22 protein-coding genes and 1 pseudogene are annotated in these 18,898 nt (G+C 62.8%); 1 reads left to right on the top strand and 22 read right to left on the bottom strand.

Annotation, left to right across the window (positions count from 1 at the left end):
• Positions 1–95: 95 nt before the first annotated feature.
• The 13 genes and pseudogenes from ACZ5A6_RS03355 to ACZ5A6_RS03295 all read right to left on the bottom strand — a co-directional run bounded on the left by ACZ5A6_RS03355 (position 96) and on the right by ACZ5A6_RS03295 (position 10,948).
• Positions 96–524, bottom strand: a complete 429-nt coding sequence (locus ACZ5A6_RS03355) for a hypothetical protein (protein WP_174061627.1) — start codon at positions 522–524, stop codon at positions 96–98.
• A gap of 107 nt (positions 525–631) precedes the next feature.
• Complete coding sequence (locus ACZ5A6_RS03350; protein ID WP_003512137.1) at positions 632–2,032, bottom strand: sensor histidine kinase; 1,401 nt, start codon at positions 2,030–2,032, stop codon at positions 632–634.
• A complete protein-coding gene (locus ACZ5A6_RS03345; protein WP_003512135.1) occupies positions 2,022–2,693 on the bottom strand; it encodes a response regulator transcription factor in 672 nt (223 codons plus the stop codon). The genes ACZ5A6_RS03350 and ACZ5A6_RS03345 overlap by 11 nt, the downstream gene beginning before the upstream one ends.
• Positions 2,694–2,789: 96 nt before the next feature.
• Positions 2,790–3,044 (bottom strand): hypothetical protein, encoded by a 255-nt coding sequence (locus ACZ5A6_RS03340; protein ID WP_003497070.1) that lies wholly within the window; start codon positions 3,042–3,044, stop codon positions 2,790–2,792.
• 139 nt (positions 3,045–3,183) lie between these two features.
• Positions 3,184–3,390: a hypothetical protein gene (locus tag ACZ5A6_RS03335; protein WP_003512133.1), complete on the bottom strand. Its 207-nt coding sequence runs from the start codon at positions 3,388–3,390 to the stop codon at positions 3,184–3,186.
• Positions 3,391–3,424: 34 nt separating this feature from the next.
• Positions 3,425–7,229: pseudogene (locus ACZ5A6_RS03330) on the bottom strand (baseplate multidomain protein megatron).
• Between the two features lie 17 nt (positions 7,230–7,246).
• Positions 7,247–7,681 carry a C40 family peptidase gene (locus ACZ5A6_RS03325; RefSeq protein ID WP_174061521.1) on the bottom strand — a complete coding sequence of 145 codons (435 nt, stop codon included), beginning with the start codon at positions 7,679–7,681 and terminating at the stop codon, positions 7,247–7,249.
• Positions 7,678–8,562, bottom strand: coding sequence for a DUF2163 domain-containing protein (locus ACZ5A6_RS03320; protein ID WP_174061522.1), 885 nt, complete (start codon positions 8,560–8,562; stop codon positions 7,678–7,680). The genes ACZ5A6_RS03325 and ACZ5A6_RS03320 overlap by 4 nt, the downstream gene beginning before the upstream one ends.
• A complete protein-coding gene (locus ACZ5A6_RS03315) occupies positions 8,559–9,197 on the bottom strand; it encodes a TIGR02217 family protein (protein WP_038490375.1) in 639 nt (212 codons plus the stop codon). The genes ACZ5A6_RS03320 and ACZ5A6_RS03315 overlap by 4 nt, the downstream gene beginning before the upstream one ends.
• A gap of 90 nt (positions 9,198–9,287) precedes the next feature.
• Positions 9,288–9,869, bottom strand: coding sequence for a phage tail tape measure protein (locus tag ACZ5A6_RS03310; protein ID WP_174061523.1), 582 nt, complete (start codon positions 9,867–9,869; stop codon positions 9,288–9,290).
• Between the two features lie 97 nt (positions 9,870–9,966).
• Positions 9,967–10,188 carry a rcc01693 family protein gene (locus ACZ5A6_RS03305; RefSeq protein WP_174061524.1) on the bottom strand — a complete coding sequence of 74 codons (222 nt, stop codon included), beginning with the start codon at positions 10,186–10,188 and terminating at the stop codon, positions 9,967–9,969.
• Positions 10,185–10,541 (bottom strand): gene transfer agent family protein, encoded by a 357-nt coding sequence (locus ACZ5A6_RS03300; protein WP_019564076.1) that lies wholly within the window; start codon positions 10,539–10,541, stop codon positions 10,185–10,187. Before ACZ5A6_RS03300 ends, ACZ5A6_RS03305 begins: the two co-directional genes overlap by 4 nt.
• The gene (locus ACZ5A6_RS03295; protein WP_003512111.1) at positions 10,541–10,948 is read right to left on the bottom strand and encodes a phage major tail protein, TP901-1 family; all 408 of its coding nucleotides are present in this window, start codon (positions 10,946–10,948) and stop codon (positions 10,541–10,543) included. Before ACZ5A6_RS03295 ends, ACZ5A6_RS03300 begins: the two co-directional genes overlap by 1 nt.
• A 107-nt stretch (positions 10,949–11,055) precedes the next feature.
• Here ACZ5A6_RS03295 and ACZ5A6_RS03290 point away from each other — a divergent pair, with 107 nt between their 5' ends.
• A complete protein-coding gene (locus ACZ5A6_RS03290) occupies positions 11,056–12,255 on the top strand; it encodes an MFS transporter (RefSeq protein WP_174061525.1) in 1,200 nt (399 codons plus the stop codon).
• A 7-nt stretch (positions 12,256–12,262) separates the two neighbouring features.
• On the opposite strand, the gene ACZ5A6_RS03285 is transcribed toward ACZ5A6_RS03290, so the two are convergent.
• From ACZ5A6_RS03285 to ACZ5A6_RS03245, 9 genes are all read right to left on the bottom strand, one after another.
• Complete coding sequence (locus tag ACZ5A6_RS03285) at positions 12,263–12,658, bottom strand: tail completion protein gp17 (RefSeq protein ID WP_174061526.1); 396 nt, start codon at positions 12,656–12,658, stop codon at positions 12,263–12,265.
• Positions 12,655–12,990 carry a phage head closure protein gene (locus tag ACZ5A6_RS03280; protein WP_003512107.1) on the bottom strand — a complete coding sequence of 112 codons (336 nt, stop codon included), beginning with the start codon at positions 12,988–12,990 and terminating at the stop codon, positions 12,655–12,657. The genes ACZ5A6_RS03285 and ACZ5A6_RS03280 overlap by 4 nt, the downstream gene beginning before the upstream one ends.
• A 3-nt stretch (positions 12,991–12,993) precedes the next feature.
• Positions 12,994–13,563 carry a head-tail connector protein gene (locus ACZ5A6_RS03275; protein ID WP_174061527.1) on the bottom strand — a complete coding sequence of 190 codons (570 nt, stop codon included), beginning with the start codon at positions 13,561–13,563 and terminating at the stop codon, positions 12,994–12,996.
• Between the two features lie 112 nt (positions 13,564–13,675).
• On the bottom strand, positions 13,676–14,944 hold the full coding sequence (locus ACZ5A6_RS03270; RefSeq protein ID WP_174061528.1) for a phage major capsid protein: 1,269 nt from the start codon (positions 14,942–14,944) through the stop codon (positions 13,676–13,678).
• A 37-nt stretch (positions 14,945–14,981) separates the two neighbouring features.
• Positions 14,982–15,572, bottom strand: coding sequence for an HK97 family phage prohead protease (locus ACZ5A6_RS03265; RefSeq protein ID WP_065661221.1), 591 nt, complete (start codon positions 15,570–15,572; stop codon positions 14,982–14,984).
• 41 nt (positions 15,573–15,613) lie between these two features.
• Complete coding sequence (locus ACZ5A6_RS03260) at positions 15,614–15,934, bottom strand: DUF6107 family protein (RefSeq protein ID WP_174061529.1); 321 nt, start codon at positions 15,932–15,934, stop codon at positions 15,614–15,616.
• A 187-nt stretch (positions 15,935–16,121) separates the two neighbouring features.
• Positions 16,122–17,288 carry a phage portal protein gene (locus ACZ5A6_RS03255; RefSeq protein ID WP_174061530.1) on the bottom strand — a complete coding sequence of 389 codons (1,167 nt, stop codon included), beginning with the start codon at positions 17,286–17,288 and terminating at the stop codon, positions 16,122–16,124.
• A 186-nt stretch (positions 17,289–17,474) separates the two neighbouring features.
• Positions 17,475–17,798 (bottom strand): Dabb family protein, encoded by a 324-nt coding sequence (locus ACZ5A6_RS03250; RefSeq protein WP_236762836.1) that lies wholly within the window; start codon positions 17,796–17,798, stop codon positions 17,475–17,477.
• Between the two features lie 43 nt (positions 17,799–17,841).
• Complete coding sequence (locus tag ACZ5A6_RS03245; protein WP_174061628.1) at positions 17,842–18,480, bottom strand: hypothetical protein; 639 nt, start codon at positions 18,478–18,480, stop codon at positions 17,842–17,844.
• Positions 18,481–18,898 lie beyond the last annotated feature (418 nt).

The raw sequence follows: 18,898 nt of genomic DNA, 5'->3' as shown, positions 1-18,898 counted from the left end.
GATGACGCGAATTTGAGACATCACGCCGCACCGCCCGGCGTCCAGCTGCACCGCTATAGCCCTTCCTGTCACTCGGAAAGGTCCATGACCTTGATTTACGTCAAAGGAGACCAGCTGCCATCGGCATTGCGGCAGGCCGCACCGCGAACCCGGGTTTCCTTTTCATCGACAGTCAGCGTGTGGGAATACTGCCGGCAATTCTGGTTGCCCACCTGATAGGGCGCATTGGCAACCACCTGGCCGCTGGCATCGTCGCCGGTCCATGTCACCGGCGTACCGACCGGGGCGGTTTCCAGTGCGCGATATTCGGCCTCAAGCGCTTTGGTGCGGTCGCCCTTTTCGAGTTGCAGACCGCTTCGTCCGACAATGCCGCCCTGCATGTTGGTAAGGAACGGCGTTGAAGGTTGTGCCGAACCGCCGAACAGACTGCCACCGGCCGAGCGGGTGCCCGTGGTGGTGCAGGCGCTCAGCATCGATACGCACAGGATCGAGAGAAGTGCCGGGCGTGACACAAGCGAACGCATCGTCACGGAGCGGCAGCCATCATACACGTCAACCAAACCCTGTCCTCTTTTCCTTACCGCACCGCGCGTTATATATCGGCATTGAATTTCTTGCCTTTTTTCTTGCCTCACGCAAGCTCTTTCGAGAGGCCAGGCAAAATCAAATCGGCTTTCAGGCCACCTATCCCGCTGCGCGAGAGGGAAAAGTGGCCATGGTACTCAGACACCACTTCGGAAACGATCGACAATCCGAGGCCGGTGCCCGGACGGCTTTCGTCCAGCCGCCTGCCGCGCTTCATCGCTTCACTTATCTGCCCGGGCTCCAGCCCCGGCCCGTCATCCTCCACGATCAACTCCACCCATGAGCGCCGGCCCATTTCGGGGTCGGAGGACGGGTGAGTGCCGGTCGCAAGCGTGACAACGACTTTGGTCTGTGCAAAACGCGCGGCATTCTCGAGAAGATTGCCGACGATCTCCTCCAGATCCTGCTGTTCCATGCCCAGCACCGCCCCCGGATGCTCGAAATTCAGCTCGAACTGCTTGTCGGGGTTGAGGCGGCGCATGACGCGCACCAGCCGTTCCAGCGCCGGCTCCGCTTCCACGCGCGCAAGAATCGAGCCGCGCTGGGCGGCGATGCGGGCGCGCGAAAGATAGGATTGCACCTGCGCCTGCATGGCGTCAGCCTGCGCGCGCACCAGATCGCCATGCTGCGGCTCCAGCGTGCGGGCCTCGTTCAGAAGCACGGCAATCGGCGTTTTCAGCGAATGTGCGAGATTGCCGACCTGCATGCGGGCGCGCTCGACGATGCGCCGGTTGCTGTCGATCAGCGCATTGACTTCGTTCGCCAACGGCTGGATTTCGCGCGGGAATTCGCCTTCGAGGCTTTCCGCCTCCCCGCCCCTGATCTTTCCGAGCGCCAGACGGGCCTGATCGAGCGGCCGCAGACTGTAGAGAATCGCAAGGCCATTGACGACCAGACTGCCGACACCGAAGACGGCGAGCGCCAGATAAAGGCTGTTGGAGAAATTGCGCACATCGTCTTCAACGACATTCAGGTTGCCGGAAACGCGGAAACGCGCCGCGCGGCCTTCACCATCCAGCACGACTTCCGTTTCCGCCACCCGCACCTTGTTGCCCGCCTCGTCGGTCACGGCATAAAAACGCTCGTATCTGTTATCGAAGGGAGCATCGATAATGCTCGGCACCGGCAAGGACGCGACGCCGAGCGAAGAGGAGACCAGCGGTGCCGTCTGGAAATTGCCGAGCGGCTCCACCACCCAGTACCAGCCGGTATCGGGCTGCGAGAACCGGAGATCGCCGAGCTGCGGGCTGCCGGCCAGCGTATTCTCGTTCGAAATCGTCACGGAATTAATGACGTTATAAAGCTGCGCCCGCAGAAGATCGGTGAAGCTGCGCTCCACGCCCTGCCGGTAGAGCGTCGAGATCACGACGGCAATGACCACCAGCGCCAGCGCCGACCAGGCGGAGGCGAGAAGAAGAACGCGGGCGGTAAGAGAGCTACTTCGCATCTGCCGGCGCTTGCATCCGGTAACCGAGGCCACGGATGGTCTCGATCAGATCAACCCCGAGCTTCTTGCGCAAACGTCCGACAAACACCTCGATCGTGTTGGAATCCCTGTCGAAATCCTGATCGTACATATGTTCGACCAGCTCCGTGCGCGAGACGACCTCGCCCATGTGATGCATGAGATAGGAAAGCAGGCGGAACTCATGCGAGGTGAGCTTCAGCGTCACGCCGTTGACCGTTGCCTTGGAGGATTTGGTATCGAGCTTGACCGGTCCGCAGACGAGTTCGGAGGAAGCGTGGCCAGCGGCGCGGCGGATGAGCGCACGCACGCGGGCAAGAACTTCTTCGACATGGAAGGGCTTGGTCACGTAATCGTCGGCACCGGCATCGATGCCCGCCACCTTGTCGCTCCAGCGGTCACGGGCGGTGAGAATGAGGACCGGCATGGCCTTGCCCGCCGCGCGCCATTTCTCGACGACGGTGATGCCGTCCATCTGCGGCAGGCCGATATCGAGAACGATAGCGTCATAGGGTTCGGTATCGCCGAGATAATGGCCTTCCTCGCCGTCAAATGCCTGATCGACAACATAACCGGCTTCTTTCAGCGCGTCGGTCAGCTGACGATTGAGATTGGCATCGTCCTCAACCACGAGAATACGCATTATCCGCCCTTTCCTTACGTCCCGGCCCGCGCGCGCGTCGCCGGTCATGCTAACTGTGTCGGATTGTTTTCCGATATTTCGGCGATGCGGGCAAGGCTACATCGGCACGCGCATCGTTACCTTGCGCGGGCGCTCGCCATTACCCTGGACGAGAACGGTAACTACACAGGACTGACCGTCACCGGAGGGATAGACCGAAAGAAGCTGACCACCGGTTTCGCGCACCACGCGGGCAACGGCCGCGCCGCAATCGCTTGCAGCCAGAATGTAATGGCCCTGCAAATCAGCCTCGGGCGCCGTGAAACCGGAAAGCCCGGCTGCAAGCGTCGCGATGATGAGAGGTGATGCCATTGCACAAATCTTCCAAAAAAATCGGCTGCGTCTCGAACCGTATTGTGACCGAATATGTAGCGCAAAGCGTCTGAATGGCAAATGAATGCCGCCCCCGACGCCACGACGCACGGCGGGGACGGTATGGGCGCTAGTGGCGTCAGCGGATGGCACGGGTTGCCGAAAGGCGGCCGTAAAGTGCGACGAGGCCGCCAATTCCGCCCGCAACGGTCACCAGTCCCTCCGCCAGCTCGCCGTGCAGGCCGGCGGGAAGATCAAGACCAGCGACGCTGAAAAGCGGTGCGAAAACCGCAACCAGGGCGCCCCAGATCGTGCGCGATTGATACCATGCCTTGGTACTCTCCATAATCTCGTCCTTTGCGTTGTTTTTCAGGTGGTTGTCAGAGTGGGAGAACGGCGTGCGCCGCCACTCCCAGAGGCACCGCGCGGCCGAGCTGACGGACACGCACGGAAATGTGATCCCGCAAGGTCGGGAAATCTGTGAGTTCGCCCGCTTTGGGGTACAGCCAGAAGGGTTCGGAGACCTCTGCCGTGCGTCGAACGGCCTCGCGATCCAGCACCTCCACGCGGTAACGCTCGAACGGCTCTTCCAGCGGTATCTCGCTCGCGTCCCAGCCATCGGCCTCCATCCGGCCTCGGCGCACCCAGCGCAGCAAAATGCCGTCCCTGCGCCGCTCGGCCGCAAGATGCACCGGCGCAAGCGGCGTTTCAGCCCGCAAGCCACCCTCGAAGACAAAAGGACCGGCGGGGGCGCCCGCCATTCCCGCAGCCTCGGCGATCCAGTTCAGCCGCCGTCCGCGTTCGGTCGCGGCAAGACCGAGCGGCTGCACCGCCGCGTCCAGCACCACAACAGGGGCGCCCACCGGCGCGCCAATGGCCAACGCATCTTCCGTGCCGCCAAGCCCACGCAACAAAGCGGAAAGCCGCCAGCGCGCGGGCGCAGTTTCCTCTGCGCGCGCGAAAGCGATGATCTCCCAAACACCGTTTGCGGCCCTCACCGCCATGCGGTTCTCGCCGTTCAGCACCAAAAGCTCCGTGGCCGAGGAAAGCTCGCCGGATGGCAGATCGATCAGGATGGTGTTTTGCCGGTCGAAACGGCCGGAGGGGCCTGATGTCAGCGGCATGGCCAACGTGCCGATCATCGCGGGCCGGTCAAGCACGGCGCGCTGCCGGTAGCCTTCCGTGCCGGCGGAGGACGAAACGACGATAGGCCGCCATGGCCGTGCAAAAACGGCAATCCGCGCCGAATTTTCAGACGCTGTGCCGTCATGGCGCGGCAGGTCGAGAAACAGCACCTCCGGGGCAAAACCTTCCGCGCCGTTTGCCCCGCCAACACGACGCTCATCCAAAGCGCCCGAAAAAGCAGCGGATGCGGCGGAAAAGGCGCGCGCCTCCACCTGCCGTACAGTACCGTCCTCAATCCGGCTGACCAGAAACCTCCCTGCCGGAGCCTCCGAAAACACATTCTGCGGGAGACGAATGCAATCGCCGGGTTCCAGAGCGATATCTGCGGGCGGCAGGGCAAAACGCAGCGTGCGCCGTGCCTGCCTGTTGTCACGCAACAGGGCCTCAGCCGCGACTTCCGCTGTTTCCGCCGGGAGTGCCGCGTTCAGGTCGAGCCGCATGACGCGGCTGCCGGCATTGTCGATACGACGCGAACGCACGCTCGCCTGCTCGTAGTCCAGCGCCGGATTGAACGAGGTCAGCACGGCCTCTGCGGCGAAATCGCTGTCATGGCCGCGATTTTCCGACCACAGCGGTTCGTCGTCCAGATCGGCCAGCACGGCAGCGTCACGCACGGGCAGAACCGCCGTATTGCGAGAGCGGAAGCGCAGGGTTCCGCCGTCCTCGGCCACATCCACCTGAAACGCCGACATCAGCGGCTCCAGGAGGTTGCGGGCCGAGGTCACGTCGCCCTGCACATACCCCGTCAGATCGCCACTGACGGCGGAGACGTCGAAGCCAGAAAATCCATGGTCCGTCAGGATCGCGGCGATGGTATCGGCAAGTGTGGCAGTCCCAAGCCGGCCGTTCAGCCAATGGCCGGTACGCCAGTTGGCCCCATCGCTCCAGGCCGCGCCGTTCTGCGGAAAGGCGGGGAACGGCCGCGCATCCCAGGTCCACATATAGACGCGGTTCGGATCCACCATCGCCGCATCGCCCTTCCCCCTCCAGTGGTCGAGATGCGCCTCCAGAAACCGTCGCTGCTGGCTATCGGCGCGGCTTCTGCGGGAAAAATAGGGATAAGCGTTTTCCGCCGATTTCGGATCGGGAAAGACATTCGGGCGCGTCGCACTCTTGTCCACCGCCGGGCAGCCGAGTTCGGTGAACCAGATCGGTTTCGACCCCGGCACCCATGCGGTTGGCGTCAATTTCTCTGCACCGCGCACCCGGTCAAAATGGGCATTCTGCCACCAGCTTCGCAGGTCCTTGTAGCGGAATACCCACGGCTTGCCCCTGAGACCATCAGTGATGGGCTTGCGCCGCCGCGCCGCGCGGTCGGCATGGCTGGGCGTAATACCAGTCGAAACCCTCGCCCGCCGTGATGGCACGACGGAAGGCGTTAGCATCGTCCGGGCCGCTCATACCATCAGGATTGCCGTTTGCGGCATCCTCGTCGCGCCAGTCGGAAAGCGGCATATAGTTGTCGATGCCGATGGCATCGATATCAGGGCTTGCCCAAAGCGGATCTAGATTGAAGAAGACGTCGCCGGAACCGTCCGCCGGCTGATAACCGAAATATTCGCTCCAGTCCGCGCCATAGGTCAGTTTCGTTGCCGGCCCAACAACGGCGCGCACATCCGCCGCCAGCCGCACCAGTTCCTCCACGAAAGGAAAGGCGTCGTTATGGTCGCGCAGGCTTGTCAGCCCGCGCAGCTCCGAGCCGATCAGGAAGGCATCCACCCCACCCGCCTGCGCCACCAGCGCCGCATAATGCAGCACCATGCGGCGATACCCCTCAGTGCGGTTGCAGAAGGTGTAAATCTCCGTGCGCGTGCCTGCACTGCGGTCGGGCGAACCTGCCAGGCCCGGTGCCGGAAAACAGGTGATGCGTCCGCGCCAGCCATAGGCGTCCTGCTCGCCTTTGCCGTAGGGGTCCGGCAGGCCGTTGCCAGCTGGCACATCCATCATCACGAATGGATAAAGGCAGACCTTCAGACCACGCGCCTTGAGGTCGGCTATCGCCTGCACAACGCTTTTATCATCCGGCGTGCCACCATAGGCCGGGCCGCCGCCGTGACGGCTGACGAGATGCGCTTGCCCACGCGAAACACCGGCGACGGACCATGCCGCACTTTCCCTGTCGCGACCTGCCACTTCCACACCCGGCAGAATGCGGCATTCGCCCGCGCGCATGTCGGTGCCGAACCAGCTCACCACCAGCGCCACGCTTTGCAGATTGGGGCACAGCGCCTGCAATTCGTCGATCGCGGCCTGCCAGTCGGTCAAGGCCGTCAGGCAATTGCGGTTCATGATGCGACTTTCGCCCATGCCGGTGCGTTCCGAAACCTGCGCCGTGGCGTAACCGTGTTCCGTCGCACCGGGAATGACGGTGATGGCACGGATGGCTTTTTCCAGCCGGCCGACCGGTCGCACCACCTCGAACTGCATCAGCGGAATGCGGTTGCCATAGCTGTCAAGCGGCAGGCGCTCGAACACCACATAGGCCAACCCGCGAAAGGCGGGTGCATTGCCTGCGCCCTGTTTTGCCTCGATCAGCGGATCCGGTAATTGCGTCTCGCTGCCGGGATAAAAGCGCATCTCGATGGCGCTCAGGTCCAGTTCCCGCCCATCGGCCCAGACACGCCGCACCATGGCAGCCTCGCCCTCGCACAGCCCGACGGCGAGATTGGCGAAATAGCGGAAGGTCTCGACCTTCGGGCCGCGATTGCCCTTGCCGCCACGACGCGTCACCTCGACGCTTTCCTCAAAGCGCGTCGCCCAGATCAGCGTGCCGCCGATCCTCGCCGTGCCGTAAAGCCGGTTGATGGCCGCGCCTTCGTCCGCACCCGGAATACGCGCTGTGGAAAGCCGGGCGCCGGACACCGTCCGCCCGTTCGAAAGCAGCGCGCGGTCGACGGCATTGCCCGCCAGCGCGCCAGCCGCGCGGCCGATGATGGCAGCCGCGGGGCCGAAAACGCCGCCGAGTGCTGCACCCGCCGCCTGAAAGAGAATGGTCGCCATGGTCGCCTCGAAAAATGTCAGGGTTCGGGAAATCGGAAGACGCCGGCAATACGTCGCTTCCAGCCGGGCACCAGCGCCGAGCGCACAACTGCCACCTGTTCATAGGCATGGATGAAATGCTGCGGCCCGGCGAGGATGCCGAGATGTTTCGCCGCTGCATCGGCCCGCCAGCGGAACAGCAGCAGGTCGCCCGGCATAGCCTCTTCCATATCAGGCACCGCCGAAAAATAACGTTTCGCGGCCTTCAGCAACCGGTCCTCGCCGCCCCGCTCGGCCCAATCTGGTGTGTAGGGCGGCGGCAGTTCCGGTTCCTCGCCGTAAATCGAGCGCCAGATGCCCCTGACAAGGCCGAGGCAATCGCAGCCAACGCCTTGCAACGACGCCTGATGCCGGTAGGGCGTGCCGATCCAGCCTTGCGCGACCGCCAGCACTTTTTCTGAGGTGCTGCTCATGGAAACAGCGCCTTGCCGTCATGGGTCTGGCCGCCGCTGGCGTAGGAATAGGCGAAATCCGCCCCCGGCAGATGCGGAAAGCCATGAAAGTTCAGGTAATTGGCGAATTTCGCCTTGCAGGTCGCAAAACTCTTGTCGCAACCGGCGATGACGGAAAAAACATCACCCGGCTGCGGCGGTTGCTCCGGAGCGAGCCAAAAGGACAGAAGCGTGCCGCCATCGCGTTTCTCGTGGCCGTCGAGATCGAAACCCTTGCCGACAAGTTGGCCGCTCAGAAACCGCAATTTCCCCCGGCTGAAGAAACCATCGGCGAAAGCGTCCAGCCCTGTTACCAGCAGGCTGCCCGCCGCGTCCATGCCCGCAACGCTGCCGGTGCCGGTAAATCGCTTGAGATCGACGCCGCATCGCCGATCACCAAGGGCGGCATCGCAGCGCCGCCCATAGACCCTGCCCTGCGGCTGGGAAAGACGATGGGCGATGCTGCGCAGCTCGGCACGAAACGCTCCGCCCGCGCGTGTCACCTCGCCGATTTCGCGCATGTTCAGCAGCACATGCTGTTCCGGCGCCTGCCAATTGACGAGGTAGAGCGCCACCTGCGCACCATCGAAACGTCCGGCGGCCAGATCGCTTTCGGAAATCGCCTCACTGGCAAAGCCGCCCGTCACTTCGCCCGCACTCGCGCCAAGTCCGGCCTCGCTGTCGCTGTCACTCGCACCAAAGCCGCTTGCGGCCAGGTAGGCAGTACCGGCGAAGGAAAGGGTCCCGTCATGGTCGGTAAAACCGATGACCTCGCCGTCCTTCAGCGTCACTTTCCAGCAATGGCAGGTGGTCGTGGCCTCGCCCGCCAGATGTTCGGCCAAAGCGGCAGGAATGGTCTTCATGGCAGGATTTCCATCAATGGAATGGAGGGAATGCGGCCCGCCTCGAAGGCGGTAAGGTTCACGTCGATGCGGTCGATTGCAAATCGCACCGGCACGTCGAATTCGAAACCGGCCCGAATTGCGGCACCGGCAGGCGGCGCCTTACCGGCGCGAAACGTCACCGTACCGGTCGCATGGTCGACCGAAAAATCCGACAAGACGGCTTTCACCCCATCGACTGAGATGATGACCGAAGCCTCGACCGGCTTCGCCACCCGCCGGGTGAAGGAACCGCCCGCATCGGCATAGGTCTTCACCAGCTGAAAAGCCGTCGTCGTGCCGTCACCGGTGCCGATCTTCTGGTCGCTTGCAGCAGGTGTCTGGCCCGGCGGACACGATTTGAAATCCACCGGGTCGCGAAACCGAAAACCATGGAGTTCACCGCGCCGCGCCTCGAAAAAGGACAGCACCTCGTAAAGATCGGCGACGGAGCGAATGCCCGATCCTGCGTCATAGGCGCGTCTGGCATTCTTCCAACGCTGGTTGCGGTTCTCCCGCCCATTGGAAAGGTTGACGATATCGGTTCTCCTTACCGGCCCGCCGCTCACGCCAAGTGCCAGCCTCAGCGGAAACCGCACTTCATGAAATGCCGCCATGTCGTTGTTCCTGGATTCGTTTTGATAGTCTGGGAAAGATGGAAGGGTCACGCTCGACACAGAGGTCTTGCAGGGAGGAGGTCCAATCCGTCACAGGCCGCGCTGGCCACGCCCGACGCTGCGCGCCAGCATGGCGGCGATCTGGCCTTCACTTTTTCTGAAGCTCGCCGCATCCGTCGCCGTCACATTGAAAACGATCTGCGCGCCGCCGCCACCCGCCGGTGCGGCAACACCGAGCGCCCCATCCGAACCACGCTTCAGCGGCAGGATCGCCTCGGCACCCGCTTCGCCCATCAGGCCAACCCCGCCGCCCATCGGGAAGAAGGCCGGGCTTGCGACCACACCGCCATCGGCAAAGGGCGTGATACTGCGTCCCGGCACCCCGCCATCGGCAAAGGCAAACAGCGAACCGCCGCCATTCAAAAGCCCGCCCACGGCATTGCCGATCATGTTCTCAAGCGGCTTCAGCCCGGCGGAAAGCGCAATGCCGGAGAGCCGTTCGCCAAGCCCGCGCAACACTTCATCCAACCCCTTGCCGCCTGTCACCGCGGCCTGCATGGCAGAAGTCAACGCCGCCCCGAACCGCTCGGAACGCCGTTCGAGATCACCCATCACCTCCGAGAGCGCTTCCGCTTCCTCGCGACTGTCCGCAATCGATCCTTCGCCTGCCATCACGCTTGCCTTTCTGATTCAAAACGGAGCCGTAGATGTTTGAATTGCCTGGTCGTTTTCACGAAAGATGCACGTCCCCCAAAATAGCAAACCACACTCACCCATCCGGAAACCGCCGCATCATCGCATCCATCGCCGGGCGGTCGAGGGTGTGGAAAGCGGGGCGGATACCGCCGGTCATGGCAAAGAATTCCCTTGGCGTCAGCCGCCAGAAGGTTTCGGAGGAAAGCCGCAGCAGGTGGAAACCGGTGTGTATTACCGCCCCCCAGGGAAGAGGACGCGCCGTCAGATCGCCCACCTCACCTGCTGCGGCACTCAAGGGTCCGGCGGCGTGCCCCTCGAACCGGCAAAGGTGGCGGTCAGGAGATCGGCGACGATGGCGGCGTGGCCGGCAACGCCGCCTTCTACCGTGGCTGCGGCCACGTCCTGATCGGAAAACACGTTGCCCGCGCCGCGCAGACCTGCGCCGATCACCCGTATCATATCGGTCGCCTTCATACGTCCGGCTGCGAAACGTTCGGCTAGCGCGGTGAGATCATCGGCCTGAAAGGCGGTTTCGAGTTCGGCGAGAGCGCCGAGCGTCAGGCAAAGAACGCGCCTTTCGCCATCGATCAGCGCCTCGATCTCGCCGCGATGGCGGTTCGCCCGCCCGTAACGTAACCCTTGCGGCATCACAGTGCTCCGAAATTGAGGAAACCGGCCGATTCCAGCGCAGTCTCGAATTGCACTTCGCCATCGTGGCGACCGGAATATTCGAGTGCGACGATCTGGAACGGCCCGGTGATTGTGCCGAAGTCAGGAATGACAATCTGCCAGCCCGGAATGGAGCCGGCGAAAAATGCGCCACGCACCAGTGCATCGCTTGCCTGATCCTTGAAGATGCCCGACGCCGTCAGCGATGCCCGCTGCACGCCGGCGCCGGCCAGAAGCTCGCGCCAGCGCCCGGCGCTTTCGCCGTCGGTAATATCAACCGCCTGCGCGTTGAAGGCCAGACGCTTGGTTCTGAGCCCCGCCACGGTCACATAGGAGCCGGCGTTGTTGAACTTCAGCAGCAGGTCCTTGCCCTTCTGCGCCACCATGGTGTTCTCCCTCTCGTTTCGATTGATGTCGTCTCGTTTGATGTTGCCGGGTCGCAACTGGCCTGCTACCAAAAGCATTCCCGCATCTCGCACCCGCGATTTTCATCATGTCTGATGCCACCCCCTTCACGTCTCGCGCGCGCCTTATCGGCGTGCTTGCGGTTGGGCAGGTCGTCAGCTGGGGCACCGGTTTCGACATGCTGGCCATACTGGGGCCACGCATCGGACAGGAACTGACCATCGCAAACGAGGTCGTTTTTGCCGGTCTCACCGTCATGATGACGATCAGCGCCCTCTGCGGCCCGCTTCTGGGAAGAACGCTGGTGCGCCGTGGTGCCGCCCCTGTTCTTGTGGCGGGTTCGTTGCTCTTCACGGCGGGTTTTGTCGTGCTCGCCTTTGCGGGCGGCGTGATAAGCTACGTCCTCGGCTGGATCGTGATGGGTCTGGCCGCGACCTGCGGCCTGACGACGGCGGCCCATACGGCTGTGGTGGAACGTGTCGGCGCGGAAAGTGGCCGGTCGCTGACGCTTCTGATGGTGTTTACCGGGCTTTCGGCAGCGGTTTTCCTGCCCGTCACCACCGTCGCAGATCAGCACCTGGGCTGGCGCGGCACCCTTTTGGTATATGCCTGTCTGCAGATATTCGTGCTTCTGCCACTCTATGTTTTTGTCCTTCCCGGACGAAGGACGAGCAATACTCCAGGCACGTCGAAAGGCGCTGCGGTCTCGACATCGCCTGTCGATACGCGGCGCGCCTTTCTGCTTCTGGCGGCAATGACGACGCTTAGCGCCTTCACAGCCTTTGGCTTTTCGCCGCTCCTGCCTCTGCTGCTGGTCCATGCCGGCGCATCGCAATCGCTCGCCGTGCAACTGGCAGCCGTGCGCAGCGTGCTTGCGATCATGGCGCGCGGGTTGGATTTTCTGCTTGGAAAACACGGCAATCCTTTCGTCACCTGCATGATCGGCTTAGGTATGCTGCTCGCATCCTTCGTGCTGTTGCTCGTTTTTGCCCCGGCCATGCCCGCTTTCATCGGCTTCATCATTTTCTTCGGCTTTGGCGCGGGCGTGCTCACCGTCAGTCGCGCGGTGTTGCCGCTCGCGGTATTTTCACCGGAACAATATGGCCTTCAGGCTGCGCGTATCTCCCTGCCGCAGAACCTTGCCATTGCCGTGGCGCCCGTCATTTTCACGCTGGCGCTGGATCGCGGCGGGGTGGCGGCCATGCTCACCATCGCCGCCGTGCTGATCAGCATTTCGTTTCTGCTGCTGATCGTGCTCTGGCGCACCGTGCGCAAACAGAATTCCTGAACGGACCCTATTCCGTTACCGCCCTGAAACGCATTTCTGCGAGGAAGTTCCGTGTCTTCGGCTCGCGCCGCGAACGGCTCGAGAGAAGCTGCAGATTGACGAGCGAAATACCGACAAGCGGAAGGGCGGCATCGTCGAGCAGGGTTTTCACCCGCCCGGCAATCTCACCCGCGCACCTGCGGCCATTGACATCGCCCCAGATGTCCAGCGACAGAAAATGTTCTTCGGCCTTTTCCGTCGCCGTCGAGTAATCGCGGCTTTCAAGTTCGCCGATAACGATCAAGGGCAGGACGGCGCGCGGCAAAAGCCGGTCGACGATACCGCCGGGGATAAGCGCCATCAGAGCAGCGTCGCCGGAAAGTCTTGCGAAAATCGCCTGTAGAAGCACATTTGCGGCACTCACGGGCTTTCCTCCTCACAGCGGCAGACGATGAAACGGCGGGTCTCGTCCGGATCCATCACGGCCCGGATCGCCAGAATGCGCCGTCCCTTGCGAAAGCGCATGCCGGCGGCAATGTCGCTGCGCCAGACCAGCCAGACGCGGTGGGTGATTGTTACGCCCTCAGCCGAGGCCCGCTCATGCGAGGCATTCGAAACAGGTTCGATAGCCGCCCAGAGCGAACGCAGGAAACTCCAGCTTTCCGCGGCCCCACCCTGCCCGTCCGTTACCTCGCTGCGCACCTCAAGCTCCAACCGCGCCGTAAGCTTGCCGGGGTCGAGAAAAACGAGGTTCATGGCTCAGAGCCCCACACGGCAGAACGGCGACACCAGCCGCTCGTAACCGGCCGGAACCGCTGCGGGTTGATTATCCAGAGCAACGGCTCCGCGGAAGGCGAACATCTGGGCCACATGCATCAGCATGGCGCGTTTCAGCGTATCGGGCACATCGGTTCCCGCCTCACCGTAACCGGCAATGAAGTCGATCTCGATGCCGTTCATCACCCGTCCGGGGGCTGGCGGGTCGCGCAGCCACAGCCGCGCCGGGCGCGCCTCGCCGTCAAGCAATCTGTCGGCGGCTGTGATGTCGGCCGCGCGCCCTTGACCGTCAAAAACCAGAATCGTTTCGATGGTTTGCACCGGTCCCTTACCAATCAGAATCATGCCACTCGGCGGCCACCGGTCGAGATAGAGCCGCCAGGTCTGGCGTATCAGGCAAAGTCCTGTCGTACGTTCCAGATGCTCGCGGGCGGTACGGATCAGCGCAGCCAGCAGCGCATCCTCGTCGCCGCCGTCGAGACGCAAATGCGCCTTCACCTCGGCAAGCGTCAGCGGCTCCGCCTGCGGCGGATGAATGAGGGCATAGGTCATGGGGTCTCCGGATATGGGACAGAAAGAATTCCGGCCGAAAGCGTTTGGCGAAAATGTAGCATCCGCACGCCGTCACCCCCGACTTGGTCCGGGGTGACGGGGAAGATTGTGGTCAATTCACCCCGAACTTCACCAGCTTGATCGCCTCGAAGTTCTGCACGCCGCCGCCCACGCGCTTGGTGGTGTAGAACAACACATAGGGTTTTGCCGAATAGGGATCGCGCAGGATGCGCACGCCGGTGCGGTCCACCACGAGGTAACCGGCGCGGAAATCACCGAAAGCGATGGCGAAGCTGTTTGCCGCGACATTCGGCATGTCTTCGGCCTCCATCACCGGAAAGCCCATCAGCGAGGCGGGCTGCCCGGCGGCAGCGGGCGGATGCCAGAGATAGGCGCCGCTGGTATCCTTGAAGCGGCGCAGCGCGCCTTGCGTCTTGCGGTTCATCACGAAGTTGCCGTTCTGGCGGTGGCCTGCCTTCAGTCCATAGACGGCATCCAGCAGGACATCCATTGGCCCCGCGGAGGCGAAGCCACCCGCAACACCGGTGGCGACATAACCGATATTGCCCCAGCTCCAGCTGTCATTGGCGACGGCCGTATAGGAGAGGAAACCCTTCGGTTTGTTGGTGCCGTCGCCGGCGATGAACGCCGCTGCCTCCTGTTCGGCAAAGGCAATGTCCACTTCCGAGGCGATCCAGGCCTCGATATCCACGGCCGCATCATCCAGCAACCCCTGGGTTGCGGCAGGCATGGCGTAGAGTTCCATAGTCGGGAAGGAAAGTTCGGAGAGCTTCGGTGTCGTCGTCTCGGGGCGAGCCGCAGTTTCAGAAACCCAGCCGGTGGCAAATCCACCCGGCGAAAACGGCTTCTTCAGCACGGCAGTGGAAACCTGCCGCACGGTCGCCAGCGACCGGATCGGTGAAATCGCCGTCATGCGGCGGCCGATCTCGCCATCCGTTTCGGTGGGCAGCAGATAACCACCATCGACGCCTGTCGATCCGGCAAAGGCCTTGGCCTCCAGATCGCGCAGCGCGCCCTCCTCACCCCGGCGGATATAGGCCTCGAAGGCGGCCTTGTGCTCATCCGTATCGAGGGAATGCGCCTGCTTGCGGCCGAGCGCCGGGCGCGCTTTCTTGAGCGCCAGATCGTCCATGATCTTGCGGTTGTCATCGAGCGCCTTGTCGATGCGGTCGAGCTTGTCGCGGGTCACGACGTCGGACCCCATCTTGCGTTCGATATCGGAAAGCCGCTGGTCGTTGGTGTCGCGGAAGGCCTCGAAGGCCTCCATGAACTCGTCGAAGGCCGCCGTCATCGAACCGGGCACGGCCTTCACCTGCGGCGCAACCGTCATTGCGGCCGGTTTTGTCATCTGGTCTGTCATGTCGCCATCCTTGTTTTCGGAAGTGTTTGGGAGGAAGTCAGCGTTTGAAGGCTGTGTCGAAAAGCGAACGCGCCGCGCGGCGCATGGTGCGCACCAGCTCGGTTTCGCGGTCGCGGAAGAAGCGGGCGTGTTTGACATCCGATACCCGTGCGGACGGCAGCATCGGAAAGGTCACCACCGAGATTTCCCAGAGATCGGCCTCCAGAATGCGCCTGACGCCAGAGCGTGCCGCCTTGCCGGAGCGCCCCTCCTTGCTGGAACGTACCGTGCGAAAACCGATCGAAAGCCCGTCCAGCGCGCCTGTCTTCATCAGCGAATGGACCTCTCGCGAGCGGGCGACGCCGGGCGCTAGAACACCTTCCACGTAAAGCCCGCGCTCATCCTCGCGGATGGTGCGCCATGCGCCGATCGGCTCGGCCGGATCGTGCTGGTAGAGCATCCGGATACCGCCCGCACCGCGTTCCTCGATGGAGCGGCGGAAAGCGCCGCGCTCGATCACGTCGCGGCCGAGATCGACCTCGCCGAAGACGCTGGCATAACCGGAAAACGTGCCGTCGCCAGCTATGCCGCGCAGTTCCAGATTGGCGAATTTGCGCGTGGCGGGGCGCGGCCCGCGATAGACGTGCATGGGAAACTCCTGCGATGTGAAAAGGGGGTGCCGCGTGGAGGCTAAGCGCGCGGACGGGCGTTGTAACGTTCGGCCACGCGCACCAGCAGGCCAAGCCCCCACCAGGCCACCATGCTGGCAGCGGCAGAGCCCGCCACCATGATTTCCCGGCCGGAAAGCGCGCCGGCAATCTCGAGTTGCTGCACGATCCACAGGCCCACGGGGCCGCCGAAGATCATGCCGCAGGAGACGCCGGTCACGAAACGGCTCGCCGCCTCGCGTTTGCTTTTCGGCAGGAGGTAGACGAGCGACACACCCGCGCCTGCGACGGCACCGGTGATGCGGGCGGCCCAGATGCCGCCTTCATTGGCGAATTCAGACATGGGTAATCATTCCGGTTTAGGATGTGAAAAATCGGACAGACGCGTCGCGTCGCCCGCAGGTCGGGTGTGCAGTTTCAAAACGCCATTTCGCGAGTCTTCAGAATCGCTTGAACGGCGAACCTCACAAAACGATTCCGCTGGTTCAGAAATTGGTCGAAGACGCAGCCCGGCGGCTCAAGCACGGAGGCTAATACCCCACCGCCTCCCGCTTTTCCTCGTCGGTCAGAAACGACGCTGCGCCGATCCTTGTCCACAGGGCGTCCCGCTCACCGGCAAGACCGGCGATCCTGTCAAGATCCGGTTCCAGCCGCAGCCCGGAGCCGAAAATCGGCGACAGCCAGCCGCAGAGCCGTGCCGCCGTGCGGTTGACGAGCGGCAGCACGGTGAGACGATAGAAAGCGCGGTTTGCCTCCTGGTAATTGGCATAGGTATTGTCGCCGGGAATGCCGATCAGCATCGGCGGTACGCCGAGTGCAAGCGCTATGTCGCGTGCGGCACCGTTGCGCGCTTCCAGAAAATCCATGTCGCGCGGCGAAAGCCCCATGGCCTTCCAGTCGAGACCGCCTTCCAGAAGAAGCGGCCGGCCTGCATTCATCGCGCCCTGATAACCTTCCTCCAGCTCGCGCTTCAGCCGCTCATATTGCTCGGTGGAGAGATTGCCACCCTCCTTTGGCTGATAGACCAGTGCACCGGAAGGGCGAGCGGAATTGTCGAGCAGACGTTTGTTCCACTGGCTTGCGGCATTGTGCAGATCGAGAGCCGCGCCCGCCGAAGCAAGTGGCGCGAACCCGGCCCGATCGTCCAGCGGATGAAAAAGCTTCAGGTGCAGCAGCCCCAGCCCGTCACGTTCAGAGGCAATGCGCCTGATGGCGCGGCCCTCGGCACGATAATCGTAACCCACGGGCCAGCCATCCGCGCCTTCGATGATGCTCACCCGGTCCGGCCGTAGAAGATGCAGCTCGCGCAGTCGTTCGCCGACCACTAGCGGTTCGATATAGGCGTTGCCAGCCAACATCAGATGGCCATACAGCGTCTCGAAAAAGTCCGGCCCGCCCATATGAGCGCTCGGCTTACCTAGAAGTGCGAGCAGCGAATGATCGCCGATCTCCTCATCGCCATCGTAAAGCAGCCAGCTCACTGATGCGGAGGCTTCTGCCACCATGCGGGCGGCGCGGTGCGCTACCGGGTTTTTCATGAAGCCCTCGCGGGCGAGTGCGGCATAGGAGCGGCCGGACCAGAATGCCTGCCCACCCTGCGCCGCAACCGCCATGAAGCCGCCCGTCGCTGTCTTGCGTTCAGGCACGGCTCTGCCATCCGCCGGGCGCCGCCACGGCAGGGAAAAAGGAAATCGCATGGAATTGTCCTTGTTTTAATGCGGGCTCAGTTTCCCGCCAGGCCCTCATCCCTGTGCTCGTCACAAGGATTCAGCCAGCCCAAGTTTTTGGACTGAAAGCATTCTTTTCGCCGCGCAGACGCGCGTCGGCTGGCTTCGTGTGACAAGCACAGGAATGAGGATCGAGAGCCCGAGTCTTGACGAAACTTACCGGATTGGCGCTTTCACTGCCGTATCGCTGTTGAAATCAGCGGCAACCCGCGTCTCGCGCAGCGGCTTCACCGTACGCGTCGAAAGATCATAAGCGGGGTCGGCCTTATAGGCCGCGAGCGCCGCCTCGTTTTGGAACTCGCCATAGACGATGAAATCGACCGAATTGCCCCATTGGTCCTTCTTCACATTCTCGCCGATTTCCAGCTTCAGCGAATGCGGTATGGCGGTGAGGCCGGAGAGCCCCTTGCGCACGGCGTCGCGGTTTTCCTCGGGAACGGTGAAAAAAACGATATGGCGGATCACGGTGTCACCTGTCATGCAAAATTCGAAATTGGCCCTTGCGGCGCTTGCTAACGAGTTATCATCTGGCCCGCGCCGGTTCAATCCGCGCCGCCAAAAGGGCGCGATGAAATGCCCGGCCGTAGTCCCCGACAAGCCGCGCCCGGTCGCGGCCATTGATGATGGCGCGCGCACCCTCCCAATCCTCACGCTTACCCTCGAAGACATCGGCAAGCTTCCGGCCGGTAAAGCTGCCGGCTACCATGCCGTGGATCAGGATCGCGGTTGCCACATCCGGTTCCATGGCGCGTTCTGGGCGCGCCAGAAGGTCCACACCGGTCAGCTGCGACATGGCCTCGTAATTGCGGCGATGCGTCAGTTGCACGAAACCGCGCCCGAGCCAGCTTTTGCCCTCGGCGTCTGGCCGCCAATAGGGTTTGCGCACCATGGGCAGCCTGCCTGCCGCAAAGGCCCGGTCCAGCCTTGCGATCGCCTCGGCATCGTTTGCCGCCAATGTCTCGCGCACCGGCTGCATGGTCGCAGCCGTCTCGTGAAAAGTGGTGGCCAGCATGTAGGCGAGCCAGCGGGGATCACCGCCCGGCAAGGCCTTGCCGAAGCCGGCCAGGATCGTCTTCGTGCCGTCAAGCTGTGCAGCTCGCAGGCGACCACCGTAGATGGAAATTCGCACCGACGCGAAGAATCGCGCCTCGTCATAGGCCACAGCCGGCTCCTGAAAATCGGGGGCGATATCACCCTTTGTTTTTTCCACATGACAGCCGTCAGAACTAAATCGATTTGAAAAAATCCTAATCGATTTTAATCCGCTGACCGGGGTTTTGAGGTAAAAAATTCCTTGAGTTGCGGAACCTTAGCGCGCTAACTCCATTCACCGCGCACTTCCGCAGCGTTGACCATTCAAGGAGGAATGCCACCATGACAGCGACAATCCCCCAGACCGTTTATGACCGGCTCGAAAACGAGTGGCGCCAGATGCGCGAAACCGGTTCTCAGCCGAAACCCGCGCAGTCTCCGAAGAAGTAGCATCTGCCAGACGTCCGATTTTGGGCGTTAACGGCGACCCGGATTTCTTCTCCCCGCCGGGGAGAAGAACCAATATGCGTCTGCTAGATAGGCAATTG

It is taken from the genome of Agrobacterium sp. 6Ca8, assembly GCF_055382765.1.
The sequence above is the reverse complement of the archived record's forward strand: the minus strand, read 5'-3'. Positions and strand labels throughout refer to the sequence as shown.